Below are 20,807 nucleotides of genomic sequence, written 5' to 3' on the forward strand. Positions count from 1 at the left end.
GGCCCCGTCAACCGCCGACCTGCTCTCCGTCCTCGCGCCGAGGCACGGAGAGCGGGTTTCCGTCGCGCAGTTCTGCAGGCAGGACGCTCTGCGGCGCGTCCTGGAAGGTCAGCGGAGTCAGGAAGCGCCGGATCGCGGTCGCGCCGACGGACGTGTGCACCGACGCCGTGGACGCCGGCCACGGCCCGCCGTGATGCTGCCCCCACGCGATCGCGACGCCGGTCGGCCAGCCGTTGAACAGCACGCGTCCGGCGATCCGGGACAGCGCTGCCGTCGATGCGGCGACGAACGCGTCGTCGTCGTCCGGGGCATGCCAGACGGTACCGGTCAGGCTTCCCTCGAGGACGGCGAGAGCGGCCTCGAGGCGCTCCGGGTCGTCGTACCGCACGAGCAGGGTGAGCGGGCCGAAGTGCTCCTCCTGGAAGCGCACGGGATCGGCGAGGAAGACGTCGACGCCGATCGTGGCGACCACGGGCGCGGCCTCCCCGTCGAGCGCGCCGGCCCGCGCGAGGACCTGCACCCCCTCCCGGGTGCCCAGCTCGTCCGCTCCGGCGTCGAACGCGGCGGAGATCCCGCCCGTCAGCAGCCGCTGTCCCGTGGACCCGGCGGTCGCATCCTCGAGCGCCTCATCGAAGGCGGCGCTCGGCGGCACGAACACCAGCCCGGGCTTCGTGCAGTACTGGCCGCCGTCGCGCGTGAAGGAGCCGGCCAGACCCTGCGCGATCTCGGCGCCGGAGGCCTCGACGGCGCTCGGCGTGATCACGACCGGGTTCACCGAGCCGAGCTCACCGTAGAAGGGGATCGGCGCCGGCCGCGCGGAGGCGAGGTCGAACAGCGCGCGCCCGCCCCGGGTCGATCCGGTGAACCCGACGGCGGAGACGAGAGGGTGCTGCACGAGCGCGGCGCCCGCGGCGAGTCCCTCCACGAGCACGAGGGCGTCGGCGGGACCGCCGGCTGCGGGGAGCGCCTCGCGGGCGAGCTCGGCGACCCGGCGGGACAGGGCGGGGTGGCCGGGGTGCGCCTTGACCACGACCGGGCATCCGGCGGCCAGAGCCGACGCGGTGTCGTTGCCGAGCACCGAGAACGCGAACGGGAAGTTCGAGGCGGCGAAGACCGCGACCACCCCGAGCGGACGCAGCATGCGCCGAAGGTCCGGTCGCGGCGGGATCAGCGCCGGATCAGGGCTGTCCAGCGTCGCCTCGAGGTACGAGCCCTCCGTGATCACGTCGGCGAAGAAGCGCAGCTGGGTGGCGGTGCGCACGACCTCCCCGCCGAGGCGCGCGGTGCTCAGGTGCGTCTCGGCATGGGCCAGCGCCACCAGCTCGTCGGCGTGCCGGGCGAGGACGTCGGCCAGTGCCCGGAGCCAGGCGGCCCGATCCGCGCGCGAGGACCCGTCGAGACCGGAGGCCGCGGCGGCCCGGACGGCCAGGTCCACGGCGTCGAGCTCGGCCCGGTCGGTCGGGGCGACGGCGGTCGGCGCGCCCATCAGAACGCGCTCAGCCCGGTCAGCGCGCGACCGATGACGAGCTGGTGGATCTCGTCGGTGCCCTCGTAGGTGCGCACGGACTCGAGGTTGGCGGCGTGCCGCATCACCGGGAACGCGTTCGTGATGCCGTCCCCGGCGAGGATCGAGCGGGCCTGGTGGGCGATCTCCAGCGCCTCGCGGACGCTGTTCAGCTTGCCGACGGAGATCTGCGCCGCCGTGAGCGCGCCGCGCTCCTTCAGCCGACCGAGGTGCAGCGCGAGGAGCATGCCCTTCTCGACCTCGAGCAGCATGTCGGCCAGCTTCGCCTGGGTGAGCTGGTTCGCCCCGATCGGCTTGCCGAACACCTCGCGCGAGGTCGAGCGCTCCAGCGCCGCCTCCAGGCAGCTGCGGGCGGCGCCCATCGCGCCCCAGATGATCCCGTACCGCGCCTCGTTCAGGCAGCCGAACGGACCGGAGAGTCCTTCGGCACCGGGAAGGATCGCGTCGGCCGGCAGCCGCACGCCCTCCAGTGCGATGTCGCACTGGACCGACGCGCGCATCGAGAGCTTGCCGGCGATCGGCGTGGCCGTGAAGCCGGGGGTGCCGGTCGGCACGAGGAATCCGCGGACCGCCCGCCCGCCCTCGCCGTACGCGGGGTCGTCGACGCGCGCCCAGACGACGGCGACGTCGGCGAGCGACGCCAGCCCGATCCAGCGTTTGGCCCCGTCGATGACCCAGCCGTCCCCGTCGCGCCGGGCGGTGGTGGTCATCGCGGCAGGGTCGCTCCCGCCCTGGGGCTCGGTGAGCGCGAAGCAGCCGACGGCCTCGCCCGCGGCCATGGGCGGCAGCCACCGCTGCTTCTGCTCCTCGGAGCCGTACTTCGCGATCGCACTCATCGCGAGCGAGCCCTGCACCGACACGAAGGTGCGCCAGCCGCTGTCCGCCGCCTCCAGCTCCAGGCAGGCCAGCCCGTAGGAGACGGCGCCCGCGCCCGCGCAGCCGTATCCGCTGAGGTGCATGCCGAGGAAGCCCTGCGCCCCGAGCTCGGGGATGAGTTCGCGGCGGAAATGCGCGTCCTCGAAGTCCTGCTCGATGACCGGGACGATGCGCTCCTGGGCGAACCTCCGTGCGCGCTGCTGCCAGTCGCGCTCCTCGTCGCTGAGCAGTGCGTCGAAGTCGAACACGGTGTCGATGCGGGGGGCGTGCGTCATGGGAGTTCCTCTCCGGTGAGCCAGGCGGCGGGATGCGCGTCGTTCAGGTCTGGGGGTGCGGTGCGGTAGACGGCAGGGGTGACGCCGAGGCCGATCGGGTTCGCGATCGTGCGCGACGCGCCGAGCGTGACGACCGGGTCCAGTCCGAGCCGCTCGGCGAACGCGATGGCCTCGGCGATGTCGTTCACGAGACCTGCGGGGATGCCGGCGGCGCTGAGCCGCGCGATCCAATCGGCCGCGGGGGCCGCGGCGAGCCGGCTCTCGAGCAGCGCCGTGAGCTCGTCGCGGTGGGCGACCCGGTCGGCGTTCGTCGCGAAGCGCGGATCGGTCGCGAGCTCGGGCCGGTCGAGCGCCGTGGCCAGGGCGCGGAACTGCTTGTCGTTGCCGACCGCGATGACGAGGTCGCGGTCGGCGGCGCGGAACAGTGCGTACGGGGCGATGGACGGATGCTCGTTGCCGAGGCGCCGCGGGGCCGTGCCGGTGGCGAGCGTGGAGGCGGCCTGGTTGGTCAGCGCCGACAGCAGGCTGTGCAGCAGGTCGACCTCGATGCGCTGCCCGAGGCCGGTGCGGTCGCGCTCCCGCAGGGCGAGCAGGATCCCGGCCACGGCGTTCTGCCCGCAGAGCACGTCGACGAGGGCGACGCCCGCCTTGGCCGCGGGGCCGTCCGGGGCTCCGGTGATCGACATCAGACCGCCGGCGGCCTGCACGAGCAGGTCGTAGCCGGCGAGGGTCGCTCCGGCACCGCTGCCGAAGCCGGTGATCGAGCAGTACACGACGGCCGGGTTGCCCGCCCGAATGGTCTCGTAGTCCAGCCCGAAGCGCGCCATCACCCCCGGGCGGAAGTTCTCGACGACGACGTCGGCGGATGCGGCGAGCCGCTGCGCCCGCTCCCGGTCGGCGGCATCGGTGAGATCGAGGACGATGGAGCGCTTGTTGCGGTTCACGCTGCCGAAGTACGTCGCCATCCCTCGCGCGTCGACCGGGGGGAGCCAGTGCCGCGTGTCGTCGCCGAGCGGCGGCTCGATCTTCAGGACGTCCGCGCCGAAGTCGGCCAGCGTCATCGTGGCGTAGGGGCCGGCCAGCACGCGGGAGAAGTCCGCGACGCGCACGCCGTCGAGGACTCCCTGTCGTCCGGAGTGCGCCGAATCCGTCATCCTCATCCGCCTTCGCATGTCGGGTGCCGCGCGTGCAGCAAATTGATCCTATATCGAATCTTTCTTGCCTCTCAAACGCAGGGCCGCCCTTCCGCTCGGCTATCGTGAGGGCATGGCCTCGAACCTCGGACCGGGAGTGCGCGCGGCGGTGTTCGCCCAGCTCGCCGATGCCGGCCGCGCCGAGCAGGTGGCGCAGCGCCTCGCCGACGGCATCGCCCTCGGCGTGCTGGAGGCGGGGGAGCGGCTGCCGAGCGAGCCCGAGCTCGTGCGCCGGTTCGGGGTGGCGCTGATCACGGTCCGCGAGGCGCTCGGCATCCTCCGTGCCGCCGGCGTGCTGGAGACCCGCCGCGGGCGCGGGGGCGGAAGCTTCGTCGTCGGCCCGGGGCTCGACCAGGACGACCTGCTCGCCGCACGGGTGCGCCGGCTGAGCCCGATGGAGCTCGCGGACCTGGCGCTCTTCTTCGAGGCTCTCGCGTCGGCCGCGGCCGTGGCCGCCGCCGAGCGCGCCACCGAGGATGAAGTAGCCCGGGTGGCGCGCTGGCTGGACGCCGCCGACTACTCGACGGCCACGACCGCGCGCATGAACCAGGGCGGCTTCCACCTGGAGCTGGCCGTGCTCAGCCAGTCGCCGCGGCTCGTGCGCGAGCAGATCCGGCTCCAGGCGGAGTCGGGCTCGGTGCTGCTGGCCGGGCTGGAGGATCAGGCCACGCGCGCCGAGGTCGGCGCGGCCGACCGGCGGATCCTGCGCGCCCTGCAGCGACGCCATCCGCGCGCCGCCCGTGCGGCGGTGGGGGCGCTGGCGGACGTCCTGCTGCAGCGCGTGCTGGCGCAGCGCATCGCGGTCGCGCGCGACGGCCTGGCCGATGCGATCGCATCCGTGCCGGCGACGATCCCGGGGAGGGTGGCCGATGGATCCGCGCGCTGAGGCGGCGGTGCTTGTCGACGACCTCTTCGGCGGCGTCGTCCGGACCCTGCAGGACTGGCGGGCGTCCGCCGAACCGGTGCTGGCGGCCGGCGGGGATCGCCGGTCCGAGCTCGACGCGTGCATCGAGTCCCTGGTGGTGCCGGAGCTGGCCCGCGCGGATCCGCTCCTGATCGGCGCGGGAGCGATCGCCGACGACGCCTCCGAGAGCGGGGGCGGGATGCACTTCGCCTGGTGGCTGGGCGCGCTGAGCACGAATCCCGCGCTCCGTGCCACGACGGAGCCCGCGCCGCTGGACCTGTCCGCCCGCGGGTACGTCGAGTACCTGCGCGACTTCCGTGACCGGGAGTGGTATCGGGTGCCCGTGACCACGCGGCGCGCCCATGTCACAGGCCCGTACGTGGACCACCTCTGCACCTGCGACTGCATCGTCACCGTGACCATGCCGCTCTCCGCGGGCGGGACGGACGGCGGAGACGTCGCCGGCGTCGTCGGGGCCGACATCGCCGTGACCACGCTCGAGCGCGAGTTGCTGCCGGGGTTCGCGGCGTCCGCGACTCCGCTGGCGCTGGTCGGCGCCGGAGGGCGCGTCGTGCTCTCCACGGCATCGGATGTCGTGCCGGGGTCGCGTGCGCAGTGGGATCCGGCATCCGCTCGGGAATGCCGGAACACGCCGTTCCTCGTCGTCGCGGATCCGAGGCCGGCGTCCGCGCGTTCCTGACGCCCGCGTCGTCGCCTTAATCATCCGGTGTAGATTCTTTTCTCGGGCGGGTGCGCGGATCGAGCGCATCGCGTCGAGAACCCCGCATGGATCAAAGGAGCACCATGACGTATGCAGTGACCAACCCGACGACCGGCGTGATCGAGCGGACGTACGAGACCATCGGCGACGACGCCCTGCGACAGGCGATCGCCGACGGGGAGAACGCGCATCGCACGTGGAGCAGGTCGTCCACGGTGGCCGAGCGTGCCGCGCTGATGCGGCGCGTCGCCGAGCTGCACGCGGAGCGGGCGCAGGAGCTGGGCGAGATCATCGTCCGGGAGATGGGCAAGCCGATCGAGCAGGCCGTGGGCGAGGTCGAGTTCGCCAGCGCGATCTACGCGTACTACGCCGACAACGCCGAGACGCTCCTGGCCGACGAGACGATCGATCTGCTGGCCGGGGAAGGGACCGCGTTCGTGCGGCGCTCGTCGCTCGGGGTGCTGCTGGGCATCATGCCGTGGAACTTCCCGTACTACCAGGTCGCGCGGTTCGCCGGCCCCAACCTCGTGATCGGCAACCCGATCCTGCTCAAGCACGCCGAGCAGTGCCCCGAGTCGGCCGCCGCGATCGAGACGATCTTCCGGGACGCCGGGTTCCCGCAGGGCGCTTACGTCAACGTCTACGCCTCGCACGAGCAGATCGAGACCGTGATCGCCGACCCGCGCGTGCAGGGAGTCTCGCTCACCGGCTCCGAGCGCGCCGGTGCGAAGGTCGCGGAGATCGCGGGACGCCACCTGAAGAAGGTCGTCCTCGAGCTCGGCGGATCCGACCCGTTCATCCTGCTCTCCACCGACGACCTGGACGCCACGGTCGACGCGGCCGTGCTCGCCCGCGTCGACAACAACGGGCAGGCGTGCAACGCCGCCAAGCGCTTCATCGTGGTGGAGGAGCTCTACCAGCCGTTCCTGGATCGGTTCACGGCGGCGATGGACGCCGTCGCCGAGGGCGATCCGGCTCAGGAGGGCACCGCGCTCGGTCCGCTCTCGTCGGCTCGCGCTGCGGAGATCCTCGCCGAGCAGGTCGATCGCGCGGTGGCGCAGGGGGCGACCCTGCACTCCGGCGGCGCGCGGCGCGGCAACTACTACCCGGCGACGATCCTGACGGACGTGGTCCCCGGCAGTGACGCCTTCCACGAGGAGTTCTTCGGGCCGGTCGCCCAGGTGTTCCGGGTGGCCGACGAGGACGCCGCCGTCGCTCTCGCCAACGACACGCCCTTCGGGCTGGGATCGTACGTGTTCACCACCGACCCCGAGCAGGCGCTGCGCGTCGCGGACGGGATCGATGCCGGCATGGTCTTCGTCAACGTCGTCGCGGCCGACGGCGCCGAGCTGCCGTTCGGCGGGATCAAGCGCAGCGGCTCCGGCCGCGAGCTCGGCCGGTTCGGCGCCGACGAGTTCGTGAACAAGAAGATGATCCGCATCGGCTGACGGGCGGGGGAGCGCCCGGGGATCCGCCCGGGCGTCTCACCGTCCTGTGCGTGATGCGGGCGCCCGGAGGACGCCCGGTTCAGGCCTTCATCAGCCTCTCCGAGAGCTCCACGACACCCAGCGCCGCCGCCTGCGCGACATCGGCCCTCTGGTCGCGGATCGCCGCGAACAGCTCCTCGTGCCGGTCGGCGCTCGTGCCGACGGCCGTCATCGAGCCCTGAGCGTTGCCGGAGACGGCGTTGTGCAGCGAGGAGTCGAAGCTCGCGTAGATGCCCGCGAGCAGGCTGTTGTGGGATGCCGCCACCACGCCGAGGTGGAAGGCGACGTCGTGATCCGTGAACGCCGCGGCATCGTTCCGGCCGGCCGCTTCACGGCGGGCGCGCAAGGCGGCCTCGATGGCTCGCAGATCCGCGGCCGTGCGGTTCTCCGCGGCCTCGCCCGCCGCCAGCGCGTCGAGCGCACGCCGCACCCGCATGACCTCTCGCGCATCCGCGTCCCGCAGCGTGCGGCGCAGGGCGACCTCGGTCGGATCGCTCGCGATGACGTAGGTGCCGTCCCCGGGGCGGGTCTCCAGCAGGCCGAGCTGCACGAGCGCACGCACGCCCTCGCGGACCGAGGGTCGGCTGACGCCGAGCTGGGCGACGAGGGCCGCTTCCGCGGGGATGCGGCTCCCGACGTCCCAGATCCCCGAGACGATCTCGGACTGCAGGCGGTCGACGACGGTGTCGACCAGGGAGCGGCGTCGAATTGGTTCCATGGTTCCATTTTCGGTCAGGTTATGAGTAGGGTGATCAAACGTCATACCATCTGATGTCTGACCGAAGATCAACCCCGCAGGCGAAGAAGCCGGACGAGGAGCAGGACCCGACATGACCGATGTGCACCCGCGCACCGCTCGCCCCGCGACCGCCGAAGGCATGCTCGCCGCCGCAGGGCTCGTCGACGCCCACATCCACCCCGACAAGACGAGCTGGGGCGACCGCTGGATGGTGCGCCGTCCGGCGGTGACGCTCGACGACCTGATCCGGAACAACATCCTGGCGCTCGACGAGTACGGGGCGAGCGTCGAGGACCGCGCCTTCGCGCTGATGTCGAACGCCCTGCGCAACGGCACGCTCGGCATGCGCGCGCACGTCGACGTCAGCACCGAGATCGGCCTGGCCCACGTCGAGGGGGTGCGCGCCGCCGCCGAGCGCATCGGCCCCGGCCTCACCGTGCAGATCGTGTGCTTCCCGCAGTTCGGCCTGCTCACGAACCCCGGCACGCTGGACCTGATGGCGGCGTCCCTGCAGAACGGCGCCGACATCGTCGGCGGCATCGACCCGCTCGGCGTCGAGAGCGACGTCGCCGGGCACCTCGACGCCGTCTTCGGCCTCTCCGAGCGATCCGGCCGCGACCTCGACATCCACCTGCACGACGGCGGGGAGGACGGGCTGGCGCAGATCCGTGAGATCGCCGCCCGCACCCGCGCCGCCGGCATGCAGGGGCGGGTCACCGTCAGCCACGCCTTCGCCCTCTGCGACGGATCCCTGCCCTCGCTGCGCGCGACCCTCGACGAGGTCGCCGCCGCCGGACTGTGGATCACCACCTGCGCCCTCGGGCCCGACCCCGTCCCCGACCTCGACCTGTTCGCCTCGCACGGCGTGCAGCTCGCCGCCGGCTCCGACGGCGTCCGTGACAGCTGGAGCCCGTTCGGCACCGGCAGCATGGTCGACCGCGCGCACCTCCTCGGCTACCGCACCGGCGCCATCACCGACGCGGACCTCGACCGCTGCTACCGGATCGCCTCCACCGAAGGCGGCCGCATGCTCGGCATCCCGGATCTGACCCTCGAGGTGGACGCCACGAGCGCCACCCGCCTCGAGTTCGACAGCCCGACCATCGCACAGCTCGTGGTCGACCGTCCCTCGCCCGTCCGTGTCCTCAGGCACGGACAGGTGCTCTGAGCATCCCCCACCTCCCATCACGCAGCCGTGCCACCCGGGTACGGCCATGAGCGATGACGCATCCCCCAGCACTCATCACCCGCTCACAACCCGAAAACACAGGAGTTTCTCGTGGTACTTCGCAAGACAGCACTCGGTGCCGCCGCCCTCGTGACGGTCGCCGCACTGGCTCTGGCCGGATGCAGTGGTTCGACCAAGGGGCAGACATCCGGCCCTTCCGCACTCTCGCTCGACCTCAACAAGCTCGCCACCACCACGACGGCGGGCACCGCGCCCGTGGACCTGGTGAAGTGGAACCTGCCGTACGAGCCGTCCTCGATCGATCCGATCTTCACCTGGAACTACGCGGAGAACACGGTCGACGCCAACCTCTGCGAGAGCCTGGTGAAGATGAAGCCGGACCTCTCGACCGAGCAGGGGCTGGCCACCAAGGTCGACCAGCCGAACGACACGACGGTGGTCTACACCATCCGCGACGGCGTGAAGTTCTGGGACGGCAAGCCGCTCACCGCTGACGACGTCGCCTACTCGCTGCAGCGCCAGATCGGCGCCGACACCAAGAGCTACTGGTCCGACTACTTCAAGAACGTCGCCTCGGCCGAGGTCACCGGACCCCTGCAGGTCACCGTGAAGCTCTCGCAGCCGGACGTGCTGTTCACGCAGGCGATGGGCTCGGCCGCCGGCGCGATCGTCGAGAAGGCGGCTGCGGTGGCCGGAGGACAGGCGTTCGGCACGCCGAAGGGCGACCTCCAGTGCACCGGCCCCTACAAGCTCGACAAGTGGGACTCGGGCAAGAGCCTCACGATCTCGCGCAACGACGCGTACTGGGACTCGAAGGTCAAGCCGATGGTGAAGCAGATCAGCTTCAGCTTCATCGCGGACGAGTCGACCGCCGTCAACGCCCTGCGCACCGGTGACGTCGACGGTCAGTTCTTCTACCTGCCGCCCGCGGGCCTGTCCCAGCTGCAGAAGAGCAGCAGCGTCACGACCACGTTCGGGAAGTCCTTCGTGTTCTGGACGCTGGCCGCGATCAACAAGGGCGGCGCGCTCGGCGACGAGAAGATCCGTCAGGCGCTCTCGCTCGCGATCGACCGCACGGCTCTCACCAAGGTCGTCTTCCAGGGTGCCGCCATCCCGGCCCCGACGCTCGCCAACCCTGCGATGTGGGGTTACGGGAAGGACGTCTTCGCGAAGGCCTACAAGAACTACGGCGTCTCGGCCGACCTCGCGAAGGCGAAGAAGCTCGTCGAGGAGGCGGGTTCGCCCAAGACCCCGATCGTCCTCGCGGTCCAGGGCAGCTCCGCGGTCCACGAGCAGACGGCCAGCGTCATCCAGGCCGCAGGCCAGGCGATCGGCCTGAACGTGCAGACCAAGGTCATCCCGGTCGAGCAGTTCGGCAACCTGTACTTCGACAAGACGGCGCGCGTCGGCCTGGACGGGTTCTTCACCACGAACTACTCGGACTTCGCCGACCCGCTGAACGTGTACAGCTTCTTCCAGACCGGCAACTCCCACGACTACATCGACTGGAACGGTGCGGACAGCGAGATCGCCAAGGCGCTGCAGACGACCGACGAGGCGAAGCGCGCTCCGATCGTCACGGACATCGAGCAGAAGGTCACCAAGGGCCTGCCGTGGATCCCGCTGGCCTACGAGCCGACCACGCTGATCCAGAACAAGCGGATCTCCGGCGCCGTGCCGTCGTTCGCCTACCTGTACGCACCGTGGGCGGTCACGATCGGCGGGACGAAGTAGTCGAATGTCCTTCGCGTCCTATCTTCTGAGGCGCATCGGGGGGCTGCTCCTGGTACTGCTCGTGACCTCGTTCCTCGTGTTCGGGTTGCTGTACCTGGCTCCGGGCAGCCCCCTCGCCTTCATCCTCGGTCCGCGCGGCGGCAGCGCCGCGCAGATCGCGGCCGTCACTGCGCAGTACCACCTGAACGACCCGTTCGTCGTGCGCTACATCGCCTGGCTGGGCGATGTGCTGCACGGCGACCTCGGTCGCTCGATCGTGTACCGCCAGCCCGTGGCGGATCTGCTGGCATCGCGTGCGGGGACGACGACTGCGCTCGTCGCCCTCGCCGCGGTCATCATCGCGGTCGTCGGCATCATCGCCGGCACCATCGCCGCCCTGCGCGGCGGCTGGGTGGATCAGGTCGTCTCGACCCTGTCCGCGATCGGCCTGTCCACCCCGGTGTTCGTGATCGGCGTCGCGCTGATCAGCCTGTTCGCGGTCGGCCTCGGCTGGTTCCCCACCTTCGGCGTGGGCTCCGGCGGGCTCGACACGCTCTGGCACCTGTTCCTGCCCGCGGTCGCGCTGAGCGTCGCGAGCGCGGCCTACCTCGCCCGCATCACGCGCGCAGCGGTGAACGAGGAGAGCGTGCGCGAGCACGTGCAGACGGCCACCGTCCGCGGCCTCGCCAAGGGCGTCATCGTCCGCCGGCACGTGCTGCGCAACGCGCTCATCCCGATCACGACCGTGCTCGGGCTCACGATCGCGACCCTCATCGCGGGCGCCGTGGTCGTGGAGAACGTGTTCGCCCTGGACGGGCTGGGATCGCTGCTGGTCAAGGCGATCCTGCAGCGCGACTTCGCGGTCGTGCAGGCCGTCGTCCTGGTACTGGTCGTGGCTTTCGTGGTCGTCAACGCGATCGTCGACGTGCTGTACACGTTCATCGATCCGCGCATCACCCTGGGGAGCAAGCGATGAGTGCCGGAACGACGACGACCATCGCGGTCGCGAAGGACGCCTCGCTGCGCCGGGGGGACACCCTGCTGCGCCGGGCCTGGGACCGCCTCGGCGTGATCGGCTCGATCGCGGTCGTGGTGCTGACGATCATCGTGCTCGCCGCCGTGCTCGCCCCGTGGCTGGCACCCGCGGACCCGAACGCACCGGATCTGCTCTCCGCGCTCGCCGGCCCCGGCGTCGACCACCTGCTCGGCGCAGACGCGCTCGGCCGCGACATCCTGTCCCGGCTGATGTTCGGCGCTCAGGTGACGCTGGCCGGTCCGGGACTCGTGATCCTGCTCTCCACGATCGTCGGCACCGTGCTGGCGCTCGTGGCCGCATGGAGCGGCGGCCGCGTGGACGCGGTGATCGTGTGGGTGCTGGACATCCTGTTCGCCGTGCCCGGGATCGTGTTCGGCCTCATCGCCGTCGCGATCTGGGGTCCGAGCCTGTTCACCGTGGTCTGCGGCCTCGCGGTCGCGTACGTGCCGTACGTGGCGCGCGTGGTGCGCGGCGCGGCCCTGCGCGAGCGGAACCTGCCGTACGTGTCCGCAGCCTGGCTGCAGGGGCACTCCGGGTTCGGGATCACGACCACGCAGATCCTGCGCAACGTGCAGCCGATCGTGATCGCCCAGGCGGTCTCGTCCCTCGGCTTCGCGGTGATCGATCTGGCTGCGGTCTCCTTCCTCGGACTCGGCGTGCAGCCGCCGACCGCGGACCTCGGTCTGATGGTCAAGAGCGGCTTCGACTCGACGCTGCGCGGGTACCCGGGCGAGGCGATCGCCGCGGGCGCGCTCATCGTCCTGATCGTCTGGTGCGTCACCGTGATCGGCGACCGCCTCATCTCGAACGCAAGGAGCATGTGATGGCGAAACCGCTTCTTCGGCTCGACGACGTCAAGGCCACGCTGCAGCTGCGCCGCAGCCGGCAGACCCTGCTCAACGGCGTCTCCTTCGAGATCGGCGAGGGCGAGGCCCTCGGCCTCGTCGGCGAATCCGGATCGGGCAAGTCGCTCACCACGCGCGCGGTGACCCGCATGCTGGATCCCGCGTTCCGGGTCTCCGGGACGATCGAGTTCGACGGGACGTCGGTGCTGGACATGTCCTCCGCCGCGCTCCGCCGCTACCGGCAGACGGACGTCGGGATGATCTTCCAGGATCCCCGTGCGCACGTGAACCCGGTGCACACGGTCGGCGACTTCCTCACGGAGGCCCTCGTGCGCGACAGGGGCGTGGACCGCAAGGACGCCGAGCGTCGCGCGGTCGTGCTGTTGGACGAGGTCGGCGTGCGCAACGCCGAGGCTCGTCTGCGGCAGTACCCGCACGAGCTGTCCGGCGGCCTGCTGCAGCGCGTCATGATCGCGAGCGTTCTGCTCGCCGAGCCGCGGCTCATCCTCGCGGACGAGCCGACCACGGCCCTGGACGTCACGGCGCAGTCGGACGTGATGGCGATCCTGGAGGAGCAGCGCAAGGCGCGCGGCCTCGCCCTGCTGTTCATCACGCACGACCTGGAGCTCGCCGCAGCCTGCTGCGACCGACTCGCCGTGATGTACGCCGGTGAGATCGTGGAGCAGGGGCCGGATGTCTACGACCATCCGCAGCACCCGTACACGATCGAGCTGCTGGGCGCCCGCCCGAGCATCGAGGAGCGGGTGGACCGGCTCCCCGTCCTCGCCTACAACCGAGAGATCCACGAGCAGCTGAAGGCACACGCATGAGCGCCGTCGCAGAACCGATCATCGTCGCGCAGAACCTCCGCAAGGTCTTCCCGGCTCCGCGCGGCTCGAAGGGCGGGCCGATCGTCGCCGTCGACGACGTCTCGTTCGAGCTGTACCCGGACGAGTGCCTGGCGATCGTGGGGGAGTCCGGGTCCGGCAAGACCACGGTCGCCCGCATGCTCGTGGGGCTGGAGTCCGTCACCGGAGGCGAGCTCGCGGTGCGCGGGGAGCCCCGCACCAAGGGCGTGCGACGCCTCGCCGATCGCCGGCGCTGGGCCAGGGAGGTGCAGTACGTGTTCCAGGACCCGTACTCGTCGCTCAACGGCCGCCAGCGGATCGTCGAGATCATCGCCTCCTCGGTGGCGCTGCACGGAACGGCCAAGGCGGGCACGCCGCGGTCCGCCGCGCAGGACATCCTCTCGAGCGTCGGGCTGGGGGAGTCCTTCTGGACGAAGTTCCCCCACCAGCTCTCCGGCGGGCAGCGGCAGCGCGTCGCCATCGCGCGGGCGCTCGCCGCGGATCCGGGCGTGATCGTGCTCGACGAGGCGGTCGCCGCGCTCGACGTCTCGATCCAGGCGCAGATCCTGAACCTGCTCGCCGACATCAAGGCGGAGCGGAAGGTCAGCTACCTGTTCATCTCGCACGACCTGGCCGTGGTCAACCAGATCTCCGACCGCATGATCGTGATGGAGCAGGGCGTCGTCGTCGACCAGGGCGTCACGGCGGAGATCCTCGCCGACCCGGTGCAGCCGTACACGCGCGCACTGCGCGCAGCGGTGCCCCGCCCGGGGTGGAAGCCGATGCGCCGGGAGCGGCTCGCGTCGTGACCGGGCGTGCTCATGGGCGCGGCTCTGCCGGGGTCGCGCCCATGAGGACGCTGCTCACCGTCGGCTTCGAGCCGTCCGGATCGGCGCCGTGAAGGCCCCCCCTCGGGGAACAGCCGGGGCCGCGCGGACGTTGCATCCGGGCGTGGACATCCTCGACAGCATCGTGATCGGCGCCGGCCAGGCCGGCCTCTCGGCGTCGTACCACCTGCGCCGCCTGGGCGTGCGGCACGTCGTGCTGGACGGGGACGACGCGCCGGGCGGGGCCTGGCAGCACCGCTGGGACGCGCTGACCATGCGGGACGTGCACCGGGTCGCCGAGCTCCCGGGCGACGAGCCTCCCGCGCACACCACCGAGCGCGCCAACCAGGTCATCCCGGCCTACTTCGCCGCGTACGAGCGCGAGCACGACCTTCCGGTGATCCGTCCCGTGCGCGTCGACCGGGTGACGGAGGAGGACGGGATCCTCGCCGTGCACGCCGGCGACCGGGTCTGGCGGAGCAGGACGCTGGTCAACGCGACCGGCACCTGGACGCAGCCGTTCATCCCGCACTACCCCGGCATGGAGACCTTCGTCGGCGAGCAGCTCCACACCGTCGACTACCCGGGCCCGGAGCACTTCCGCGGCCAGCGCGTGCTCGTCGTCGGCGGGGGAGCGTCGGCCGTGCAGTTCCTCGGCGCGCTCGCGCCGATCACGGACACCCTGTGGGTCACCCGCCGGGAGCCCGTGTGGCGCACGGACGACTTCACACCCGAGGCCGGCGCCGCGGCGGTCGCACTCGTCGAGCAGCGCGTCGCGCGGGGGCTCGCGCCGCAGAGCGTGGTCAGCGTGACCGGGCTCGCATTGCGCGCGCAGGAGCAGGAGGCGGCTCGGCTCGGGGCGTACGACGCCCGCCGGGAGATGTTCCAGCGGATCGAGCCCGACGGCGTGCGCTGGGCGGACGGCTCCTCCGAACCCGTCGACGCGATCCTCTGGGCCACCGGGTTCCGGCCCGCGATCGGACACCTCGCCCCGCTGCACCTGCGCAGCGAGCTCGGCGGGATCCAGCTGGACCGGAACGGCCGGGGGACGACGGCGGTGAAGGATCCGCGGATCCAGCTCGTCGGATACGGTCCCTCGGCGAGCACGATCGGCGCCAACCGCGCCGGCCGCACCGCGGCGCGCGGTGTCCGCCAGTACCTCGTGCAGCATCCCGCGCCGGTGACGGTGGGCTGAGGCCGGCGTCGAGCGGCCCGGTCGGTCCTCGGACGTTTTGGGGCGCGTGCGGCCGTTTCGGGGCGCGTCACGCACGGTCGACGTGCGGTAACGCGCCCCAAAGGGAGGGGCAGGCCGCCGAGTGACCCGCCGCGGCCGGTCCCGGGTCAGCGGATGATCCGGATCGATCCCGTCGGCGTCGTGAGAGCGATCGGGCGGGTGATCCGCAGTGCGTCGGCGAGCAGCGCGCCGACCTTCGTGCCGATGCACAGGCTCACGAACACCAGGGGAGCGGCGGCCAGCGCCTGGGCGTCGAACGACGCGAGGGCGACGAGCCCGACAGTGCCGGGGACGAGCAGCAGGAACGCCGGCTGGAACGACACCGTGGCCGGCACCGCGAGGGTGACCCTCTCCAGGACGCGCGCGGCGAGGAACAGCAGCCCCGCCGTGATCCCGGTCGCCGCCGTGCTGCCCGTGAACGGGCTCAGCAGCAGGAGCGCCCCGTAGGTGCACATCATCACGATCACGGTCGCGATGGTGAGCCGGAATCCGGATCCGAAGCTCAGCCCGATCCCGATCGCGAGCACGACGACCCCGACCCAGGACAGCCACAGCGGCGGCACCGCCTCCCACCCCGAGTGCCCGATGACGAGAGAGGTCTCGCCGACGAGCGCTGCGGAGTGCGGATCGACGCGGAGGCCGGTCACCGCGGCGCCGGTGAAGATCCCCGCGGCCATGAAGCCGAGCATGATCAGGCCGTAGATGAGCCGGGAGGCGCCGGTGACGATGTCGGCCGCGGTGAGCTCGAGCAGCGCGTTCGTGATCAGCGCCCCCGGCACGAGGAGCGCGACCGGCGCGCACACCGCGAACAGCGGGACCGCGCCGAAGTCCAGCCGGTCCGCGACGACCCCGACGATGAGCGTCGAGACGAACGAGGCGACGAACGGGATCACGGCCGCCGCGGCGCGGACCCGGTCGGTCACGACGACGATCGCGGCCACGAGCGCGCCCACGAACAGGGCGAGGACGACCGCCCACCACGGGCAGCGGAACAGCAGTGCGAGGCCGGACGCGAGCAGCGCCCCGCCGAGGGCGCGCTGCAGCGCCGGGCGGCGGCGGGTCAGCCCACGGATGTGCGCGATGTGCCCGGGGGTCTGATCGAGCGGCACCCGGCCGGCCTCGAGGCGGCGGGCCAGCTGGGACGCATGCGCGGTCTGGCGGAATGTCAGGTCGGATCCGTCGCCGGAGGCGATCGTCGTCGCGCCGGGCACCCCGGGACGGCTGACCAGCACGTGCTCGGGGAGCACCGCGAACGCCAGATCCTCGCCCGGGGTCGCGGCGTCGCGGACGCGCTCGAGGGTTCCGCGCACGTCGGTGACGGACACGCCCGCGTCGAGCAGCAGGGCGCCGAGATCGCCGAGGGCGACGTCGGGGCTGACGGGTTCGGTGGGGGACATCACCTGAAAGCGTAGGACCTGGGCGGTCCCGTCCGCGCACCGGACCCGTCCAGGTCGCGAACCTACCCTGGAGGCATGCGGATCGGACGGAACGGAAAGACCACCCCGAAGCGCCGGATCCTCCTCCCGACGGCCGTCGCCGCGCTGGGGTGCGTCCTCGCGCTCGCGGCCTGCGGGCCGGTTCCGACGGGCGGATCCGCGTCCTCGCCGCACCCGTCGCCCTCCCCGTCCCGGCAGCGGGAGTCACAGGAGCAGGTCGTGCAGCGGATCGTCGGGCGTATGGACCTGCACCGGCAGGCGGCCGCCGTGGTCATGGGGAACACACCCGGCACCGATCCCGCGGCGCTGAAGCAGTACATGAGCGGCGGGTACGGCGGGTTCATCCTGATGGGCTCGAACGTGCCGGACACCGAGGTGGGCCTGCGCACGGTCACGAGCGCGCTCGTCGCGGACCCGGCGCTGCCGCCGCTGCTCGCGACCGACGAGGAGGGCGGCGACGTCGCCCGGCTGTCGTGGGACGACCTGCCCGCCGCGGACTCGCTCAAGTCCCGGCCCGCGTCTGAGGCGCAGGCCGCCTTCTCCGCGCGAGGGCAGATGCTGCAGCGCGGCGGCGTCACGGTCAACTTCGGCGTCATCGCCGACGTCGCATCGGGCCCGGGCTCGTTCATCTACGAGCGCTCGTTCGGCACGGATCAGGCGGCGGCGTCCGAGCGGGTGGCCGCCGCCGTGCGCGGCGAGGCGCCGTACGTGCGGAGCACCCTCAAGCACTTCCCGGGGCACGGCGCCGCCGAGGGCGACTCGCACCACACGATCCCGGCCACCGGGATGGATCTCGCGACCTGGCGCGCGCAGGTCGCTCCGCCTTTCGCCGCGGGGATCAGGGCCGGGGCGCCGGTCGTGATGATGGGGCACCTCGCGTATACCTCGGTGGATCCGGAGCCGGCCTCGCTCTCGCCGCGCTGGCACCAGATCCTCCGTCAGGACCTCGGCTTCCGCGGCGTCATCGTGACGGACGACCTGAACATGCTCACCGACTCCGGCGTGCCCGCCTACGCCGACGTCGTGGCCGACGCGGTGCGCTCCGTGGCCGCGGGCAGCGACCTGGTGCTCGCGATCGGCGGCGCCGGCCCCGACACCGCGCAGAAGATCGCCGACGGCCTCGTCGCCGCCGTGCAGCACGGCGACCTCCCCGCAGCGCGGCTGTCCGACGCCGTGTCGCGGGTGGTCGCGCTGCGGCTGCAGATCGCTGCGGACCAGGGACGCTGAGTCGGCGCCGGCTCCAGGGTCCCGGTTTCGAGGCTCCGGTCGTCGAGCATCCCTCCCCAGTCGCTGTACGAGCCTTCCCCCGGGTCGTTGAGCGTGCCCTGTCCTCGGTCGTTGACCGAGTCCTTCCCGCGGTCGTTGAGCGAGCCCTTCCCGCGGTCGTTGAGCGAGCACCGAGCGCAGCGAGGAGCGAGACGAAACGTGGCGTCCGCTCACGAGGGCCGATTCGGTCGGAAAGTTCTGGGAAAACACTAGAACAAATCTTCGATTGTTGGTAGGATCGGAGCATGTCCAGCAGCCTCGCCCCACTCCTCGAAGCGGTCGCGCTTGTGCAGGATTCGTGGGCGGACGCACAGGGCGGGGGCGACCTCTCCCGGGCTCAGTTGATCGCGGTGAACGACGCGATCGGCCTGCTGCGCCGGACCACGGACGCGGTGCACGCCGAGGTGGCCGCGGGCCTCGCGCACGAGTCGCGGCGAGAGCTGGGGCCGGAGAGCCTGGCCAAGCAGCAGGGGTTCCGCAGCTCGGCGCAGCTGATCGCGACGACGACAGGCACGTCGACGGGGGATGCGGCGCGGCTGGTGAAGCTCGGCGAGGCGACCGCGCCGCGCACGAACCTGCTCGGCGAGGTGCTGCCGGCGAAGTTCCCCGTCGTGCGGGACGCGATGTGCCGGGGGCGGATCGCGGCGGCAGCGGCCGACGCGATCGTGACGTTCCTGGACCGGATGATCCTGAAGGTCGGCCGTGTCGTGGCGGCCCAGGCCGAGGGACTCCTGGTGGAGAAGGCGGCCGGCTTGTCGCTGGACGAGGTGCGGAAGCTGATCACCCGCACCGAGGCGCACCTGGATCCCGACGGCGTCGCGCCACGCGAGGAGGAGCTGCGCGCGAGGACGTCGCTGACGATGTTCCTGCGGGACGGCATGCTCCACCTGAACGGCGCCTTCGCGCCGGACAAGGCCGCGCCGCTCCTCGCTGCTGTGCACGGGTACGTCTCGGCGGAGTTCGCTGCGAAGCGTGAGGGCCGCGACCCGGCCGCCCCCGATGCCGACCGGCGCACGGTCGCGCGGATCCAGGCGGATGCCCTGGTGCATCTCGCGGAGCATGCGCTCGGTTGCGAGAGCACGGAGTCGCTGAACGGCGCGACGGTGGTCGTGCGAGTCGATCTGGCAGATCTCGTGGACGGTACGGGATATGGACTCATTGACGGGATCGAGCAGCCCGTCAGCATCGGCACCGTCCGGCGGATGGCCGCCGACGGCGGGGTCATTCCGTGGGTGTGCCGAGACGGCAGCGAGATCCTCGACTGGGGGCGAGAGAAGCGGTTGTTCACTCCGGCCCAGCGTCTCGCGTTGCGGGAGCGGGACGGCGGGTGCGCGTTCTGCGGGCTGCCGCCGGAGATGACGAAGGCGCACCACATCCGCTGGTGGGCGAGGGATGCGGGCCCGACGGATCTCAGCAACGGCGTCCTGCTCTGCGAGACCTGCCACCATCTCGTGCATGACAACGGGTGGGACATCCGCATCGAGGGGATCGGAGTCAGAGCGAAGGTCTGGATCCTGCCACCCCCGCACGTCGACCCGAAACGCACCCCGAGGCTGGGCGGCCGCGCCCGCACCGAGCTCGTCGCGTGATGCGTACTTCTGGTCGTTGAACGAGCCCCGAGCTCAGCGAGGGGGAGCGACGAAACGGCGCGATCCCGCGAGGAACCGCGTTTCGTCTCGGTCGTCCGCTGCGCGGCCGTCCTCGCTCAACGACCGGACCCAAGAGCCGGAGTCCGCGGCCGTCCTCGCTCAACGACCGGACCCAAGAGCCGGAGTCCGCGGCCGCGCTCGCTCAGCAACCGAGGTGCGGAACGCGCGTCAGCCCGCGTCCTCGCCCAGCCACGCCTCGAGGATCCGCGCCCGCAGCGCGTTGCCGCGGTCGGCGAAGCCGCGCTGGCGGCGCACGTACTCGGCCTTGCCATCGGCAGTCTCGATCGGCACCGGCACGACGCCCCAGTCGGACAGGTCGTAGGGCGCCGCCTCCATGTCGAGGATCCGGATGTCGCGGGCCAGCTCGAAGGCGTCCAGCAGGATCTCGCCCGGCACGAGCGGGCCGAGCTTCATCGCCCACTTGTACACGTCCATGCCGGCGTGCAGGCAGCCCGGCTGCTCCAGCGCGGGCTGCGTCTCCCGGGTCGGGGTGAGCCGATTGCGCGGCACGGCGTCGGGGGTGAAGAACCGGAAGGCGTCGATGTGCGTGCAGCGCAGCTCATGCCCCTCGACCACGGCGTCGGTGCCGGCCTGGCCGAGCCGCAGCGGCACCGCGTGCCGGTGCTCCGGAGTGCGATAGACCATCGCCCACTCGTGCAGCCCGAAGCAGCCGAACTGGCCCGGCCGCGCGGCGGTGCGCCGCAGCATCGCCCGCACGAGCGTCGCGAGCTCGGGCTTCTCCGCGGCGAACGCGGCGCCGTCCGGCATGACCGAGCCCTCGACCGGTCCGGCCGAGTACCAGCGCCACGCCGCGCGCTCGGGCGCGTCCTCGAGCACGACGTCCGCGCCGGGGTGCCAGCGGCGCAGCTGTCCGGGCTTGTAGCCGTAATAGGTGAAGAGGAAGTCGTGTACCGGGTGCTTCTCGCGACGGGCCTGCCGCTCCCGGTGCTCGGCGGTGAGGGCGTCCGTGCGCGCCTCGTGCGCGGCGGCACGCGCCGTCCAGGTCGCACGGTCGAGACGCGCCGGCCCCGCGAGGACGGTCAT

General features: G+C 71.9%; 18 protein-coding genes. 12 read left to right on the forward strand and 6 right to left on the reverse strand.

Going from position 1 to position 20,807, the window contains the following annotated elements:
• Positions 1-7 precede the first annotated feature (7 nt).
• Genes RBR11_RS04235 through RBR11_RS04245 form a run of 3 tightly spaced genes read right to left on the reverse strand, consistent with a single transcriptional unit; the run spans position 8 to position 3,830 of the window.
• Positions 8-1,486: an aldehyde dehydrogenase (NADP(+)) gene (locus RBR11_RS04235; RefSeq protein ID WP_308488057.1), complete on the reverse strand. Its 1,479-nt coding sequence runs from the start codon at positions 1,484-1,486 to the stop codon at positions 8-10.
• Positions 1,486-2,676: an acyl-CoA dehydrogenase family protein gene (locus tag RBR11_RS04240; RefSeq protein WP_308488058.1), complete on the reverse strand. Its 1,191-nt coding sequence runs from the start codon at positions 2,674-2,676 to the stop codon at positions 1,486-1,488. Before RBR11_RS04240 ends, RBR11_RS04235 begins: the two co-directional genes overlap by 1 nt.
• Positions 2,673-3,830 carry a CaiB/BaiF CoA transferase family protein gene (locus tag RBR11_RS04245; protein ID WP_308488059.1) on the reverse strand — a complete coding sequence of 386 codons (1,158 nt, stop codon included), beginning with the start codon at positions 3,828-3,830 and terminating at the stop codon, positions 2,673-2,675. The genes RBR11_RS04240 and RBR11_RS04245 overlap by 4 nt, the downstream gene beginning before the upstream one ends.
• A gap of 112 nt (positions 3,831-3,942) precedes the next feature.
• On the opposite strand from RBR11_RS04245, the gene RBR11_RS04250 reads away from it, so the two are divergent.
• The 3 genes from RBR11_RS04250 to RBR11_RS04260 all read left to right on the forward strand — a co-directional run bounded on the left by RBR11_RS04250 (position 3,943) and on the right by RBR11_RS04260 (position 6,942).
• Positions 3,943-4,755 (forward strand): GntR family transcriptional regulator, encoded by an 813-nt coding sequence (locus RBR11_RS04250; RefSeq protein ID WP_308488060.1) that lies wholly within the window; start codon positions 3,943-3,945, stop codon positions 4,753-4,755.
• The gene (locus tag RBR11_RS04255) at positions 4,739-5,473 is read left to right on the forward strand and encodes a cache domain-containing protein (protein ID WP_308488061.1); all 735 of its coding nucleotides are present in this window, start codon (positions 4,739-4,741) and stop codon (positions 5,471-5,473) included. Before RBR11_RS04250 ends, RBR11_RS04255 begins: the two co-directional genes overlap by 17 nt.
• Positions 5,474-5,577: 104 nt before the next feature.
• Complete coding sequence (locus RBR11_RS04260) at positions 5,578-6,942, forward strand: NAD-dependent succinate-semialdehyde dehydrogenase (RefSeq protein WP_308488062.1); 1,365 nt, start codon at positions 5,578-5,580, stop codon at positions 6,940-6,942.
• Between the two features lie 79 nt (positions 6,943-7,021).
• Here the strand turns inward: RBR11_RS04260 and RBR11_RS04265 are convergent, their stop codons facing one another.
• Positions 7,022-7,699 carry a FadR/GntR family transcriptional regulator gene (locus RBR11_RS04265; RefSeq protein ID WP_308488063.1) on the reverse strand — a complete coding sequence of 226 codons (678 nt, stop codon included), beginning with the start codon at positions 7,697-7,699 and terminating at the stop codon, positions 7,022-7,024.
• Between the two features lie 112 nt (positions 7,700-7,811).
• Between RBR11_RS04265 and RBR11_RS04270 the strand changes: the two genes are divergently transcribed.
• The 7 genes from RBR11_RS04270 (at position 7,812) to RBR11_RS04300 (ending at position 15,373) form a co-directional block, all read left to right on the forward strand.
• The gene (locus RBR11_RS04270) at positions 7,812-8,888 is read left to right on the forward strand and encodes an amidohydrolase family protein (protein ID WP_308488064.1); all 1,077 of its coding nucleotides are present in this window, start codon (positions 7,812-7,814) and stop codon (positions 8,886-8,888) included.
• A 111-nt stretch (positions 8,889-8,999) separates the two neighbouring features.
• Positions 9,000-10,643, forward strand: coding sequence for an ABC transporter substrate-binding protein (locus tag RBR11_RS04275; RefSeq protein ID WP_308488065.1), 1,644 nt, complete (start codon positions 9,000-9,002; stop codon positions 10,641-10,643).
• 4 nt (positions 10,644-10,647) lie between these two features.
• Positions 10,648-11,598, forward strand: a complete 951-nt coding sequence (locus tag RBR11_RS04280) for an ABC transporter permease (protein WP_308488066.1) — start codon at positions 10,648-10,650, stop codon at positions 11,596-11,598.
• Positions 11,595-12,482: an ABC transporter permease gene (locus tag RBR11_RS04285; RefSeq protein ID WP_308488067.1), complete on the forward strand. Its 888-nt coding sequence runs from the start codon at positions 11,595-11,597 to the stop codon at positions 12,480-12,482. Before RBR11_RS04280 ends, RBR11_RS04285 begins: the two co-directional genes overlap by 4 nt.
• Complete coding sequence (locus tag RBR11_RS04290) at positions 12,482-13,333, forward strand: ABC transporter ATP-binding protein (protein ID WP_308488068.1); 852 nt, start codon at positions 12,482-12,484, stop codon at positions 13,331-13,333. Before RBR11_RS04285 ends, RBR11_RS04290 begins: the two co-directional genes overlap by 1 nt.
• Positions 13,330-14,160: an ATP-binding cassette domain-containing protein gene (locus tag RBR11_RS04295; protein ID WP_308488069.1), complete on the forward strand. Its 831-nt coding sequence runs from the start codon at positions 13,330-13,332 to the stop codon at positions 14,158-14,160. The genes RBR11_RS04290 and RBR11_RS04295 overlap by 4 nt, the downstream gene beginning before the upstream one ends.
• A gap of 142 nt (positions 14,161-14,302) precedes the next feature.
• On the forward strand, positions 14,303-15,373 hold the full coding sequence (locus tag RBR11_RS04300) for an NAD(P)-binding domain-containing protein (RefSeq protein WP_308488070.1): 1,071 nt from the start codon (positions 14,303-14,305) through the stop codon (positions 15,371-15,373).
• A 146-nt stretch (positions 15,374-15,519) separates the two neighbouring features.
• Here the strand turns inward: RBR11_RS04300 and RBR11_RS04305 are convergent, their stop codons facing one another.
• Entirely contained in the window at positions 15,520-16,809 is a 1,290-nt protein-coding gene (locus RBR11_RS04305) for a threonine/serine exporter family protein (RefSeq protein ID WP_308488071.1), read from the reverse strand.
• Positions 16,810-16,884: 75 nt separating this feature from the next.
• Between RBR11_RS04305 and RBR11_RS04310 the strand changes: the two genes are divergently transcribed.
• Entirely contained in the window at positions 16,885-18,075 is a 1,191-nt protein-coding gene (locus tag RBR11_RS04310; protein WP_308488072.1) for a glycoside hydrolase family 3 N-terminal domain-containing protein, read from the forward strand.
• Between the two features lie 284 nt (positions 18,076-18,359).
• Complete coding sequence (locus tag RBR11_RS04315) at positions 18,360-19,703, forward strand: HNH endonuclease (protein ID WP_308488073.1); 1,344 nt, start codon at positions 18,360-18,362, stop codon at positions 19,701-19,703.
• A 228-nt stretch (positions 19,704-19,931) separates the two neighbouring features.
• Here RBR11_RS04315 and RBR11_RS04320 read toward each other — a convergent pair whose 3' ends face one another.
• Positions 19,932-20,807: a 3-methyladenine DNA glycosylase gene (locus RBR11_RS04320; protein ID WP_308488074.1), complete on the reverse strand. Its 876-nt coding sequence runs from the start codon at positions 20,805-20,807 to the stop codon at positions 19,932-19,934.

The organism is Microbacterium capsulatum (assembly GCF_030865425.1).
GTDB lineage: Bacteria > Actinomycetota > Actinomycetes > Actinomycetales > Microbacteriaceae > Microbacterium > Microbacterium capsulatum.

Coding starts and splice junctions, on each gene's coding strand:
- RBR11_RS04240 (WP_308488058.1), bottom strand. CDS start 2,676: ATGACGCACGCCCCCCGCATCGACACCGTGTTCGACTTCGACGCACTG.
- RBR11_RS04250 (WP_308488060.1), top strand. CDS start 3,943: ATGGCCTCGAACCTCGGACCGGGAGTGCGCGCGGCGGTGTTCGCCCAG.
- RBR11_RS04310 (WP_308488072.1), top strand. CDS start 16,885: ATGCGGATCGGACGGAACGGAAAGACCACCCCGAAGCGCCGGATCCTC.
- RBR11_RS04245 (WP_308488059.1), bottom strand. CDS start 3,830: ATGACGGATTCGGCGCACTCCGGACGACAGGGAGTCCTCGACGGCGTG.
- RBR11_RS04305 (WP_308488071.1), bottom strand. CDS start 16,809: ATGTCCCCCACCGAACCCGTCAGCCCCGACGTCGCCCTCGGCGATCTC.
- RBR11_RS04295 (WP_308488069.1), top strand. CDS start 13,330: ATGAGCGCCGTCGCAGAACCGATCATCGTCGCGCAGAACCTCCGCAAG.
- RBR11_RS04255 (WP_308488061.1), top strand. CDS start 4,739: ATGGATCCGCGCGCTGAGGCGGCGGTGCTTGTCGACGACCTCTTCGGC.
- RBR11_RS04315 (WP_308488073.1), top strand. CDS start 18,360: ATGTCCAGCAGCCTCGCCCCACTCCTCGAAGCGGTCGCGCTTGTGCAG.
- RBR11_RS04270 (WP_308488064.1), top strand. CDS start 7,812: ATGACCGATGTGCACCCGCGCACCGCTCGCCCCGCGACCGCCGAAGGC.
- RBR11_RS04280 (WP_308488066.1), top strand. CDS start 10,648: ATGTCCTTCGCGTCCTATCTTCTGAGGCGCATCGGGGGGCTGCTCCTG.
- RBR11_RS04285 (WP_308488067.1), top strand. CDS start 11,595: ATGAGTGCCGGAACGACGACGACCATCGCGGTCGCGAAGGACGCCTCG.
- RBR11_RS04235 (WP_308488057.1), bottom strand. CDS start 1,486: ATGGGCGCGCCGACCGCCGTCGCCCCGACCGACCGGGCCGAGCTCGAC.
- RBR11_RS04265 (WP_308488063.1), bottom strand. CDS start 7,699: ATGGAACCAATTCGACGCCGCTCCCTGGTCGACACCGTCGTCGACCGC.
- RBR11_RS04260 (WP_308488062.1), top strand. CDS start 5,578: ATGACGTATGCAGTGACCAACCCGACGACCGGCGTGATCGAGCGGACG.
- RBR11_RS04290 (WP_308488068.1), top strand. CDS start 12,482: ATGGCGAAACCGCTTCTTCGGCTCGACGACGTCAAGGCCACGCTGCAG.
- RBR11_RS04320 (WP_308488074.1), bottom strand. CDS start 20,807: ATGACCGTCCTCGCGGGGCCGGCGCGTCTCGACCGTGCGACCTGGACG.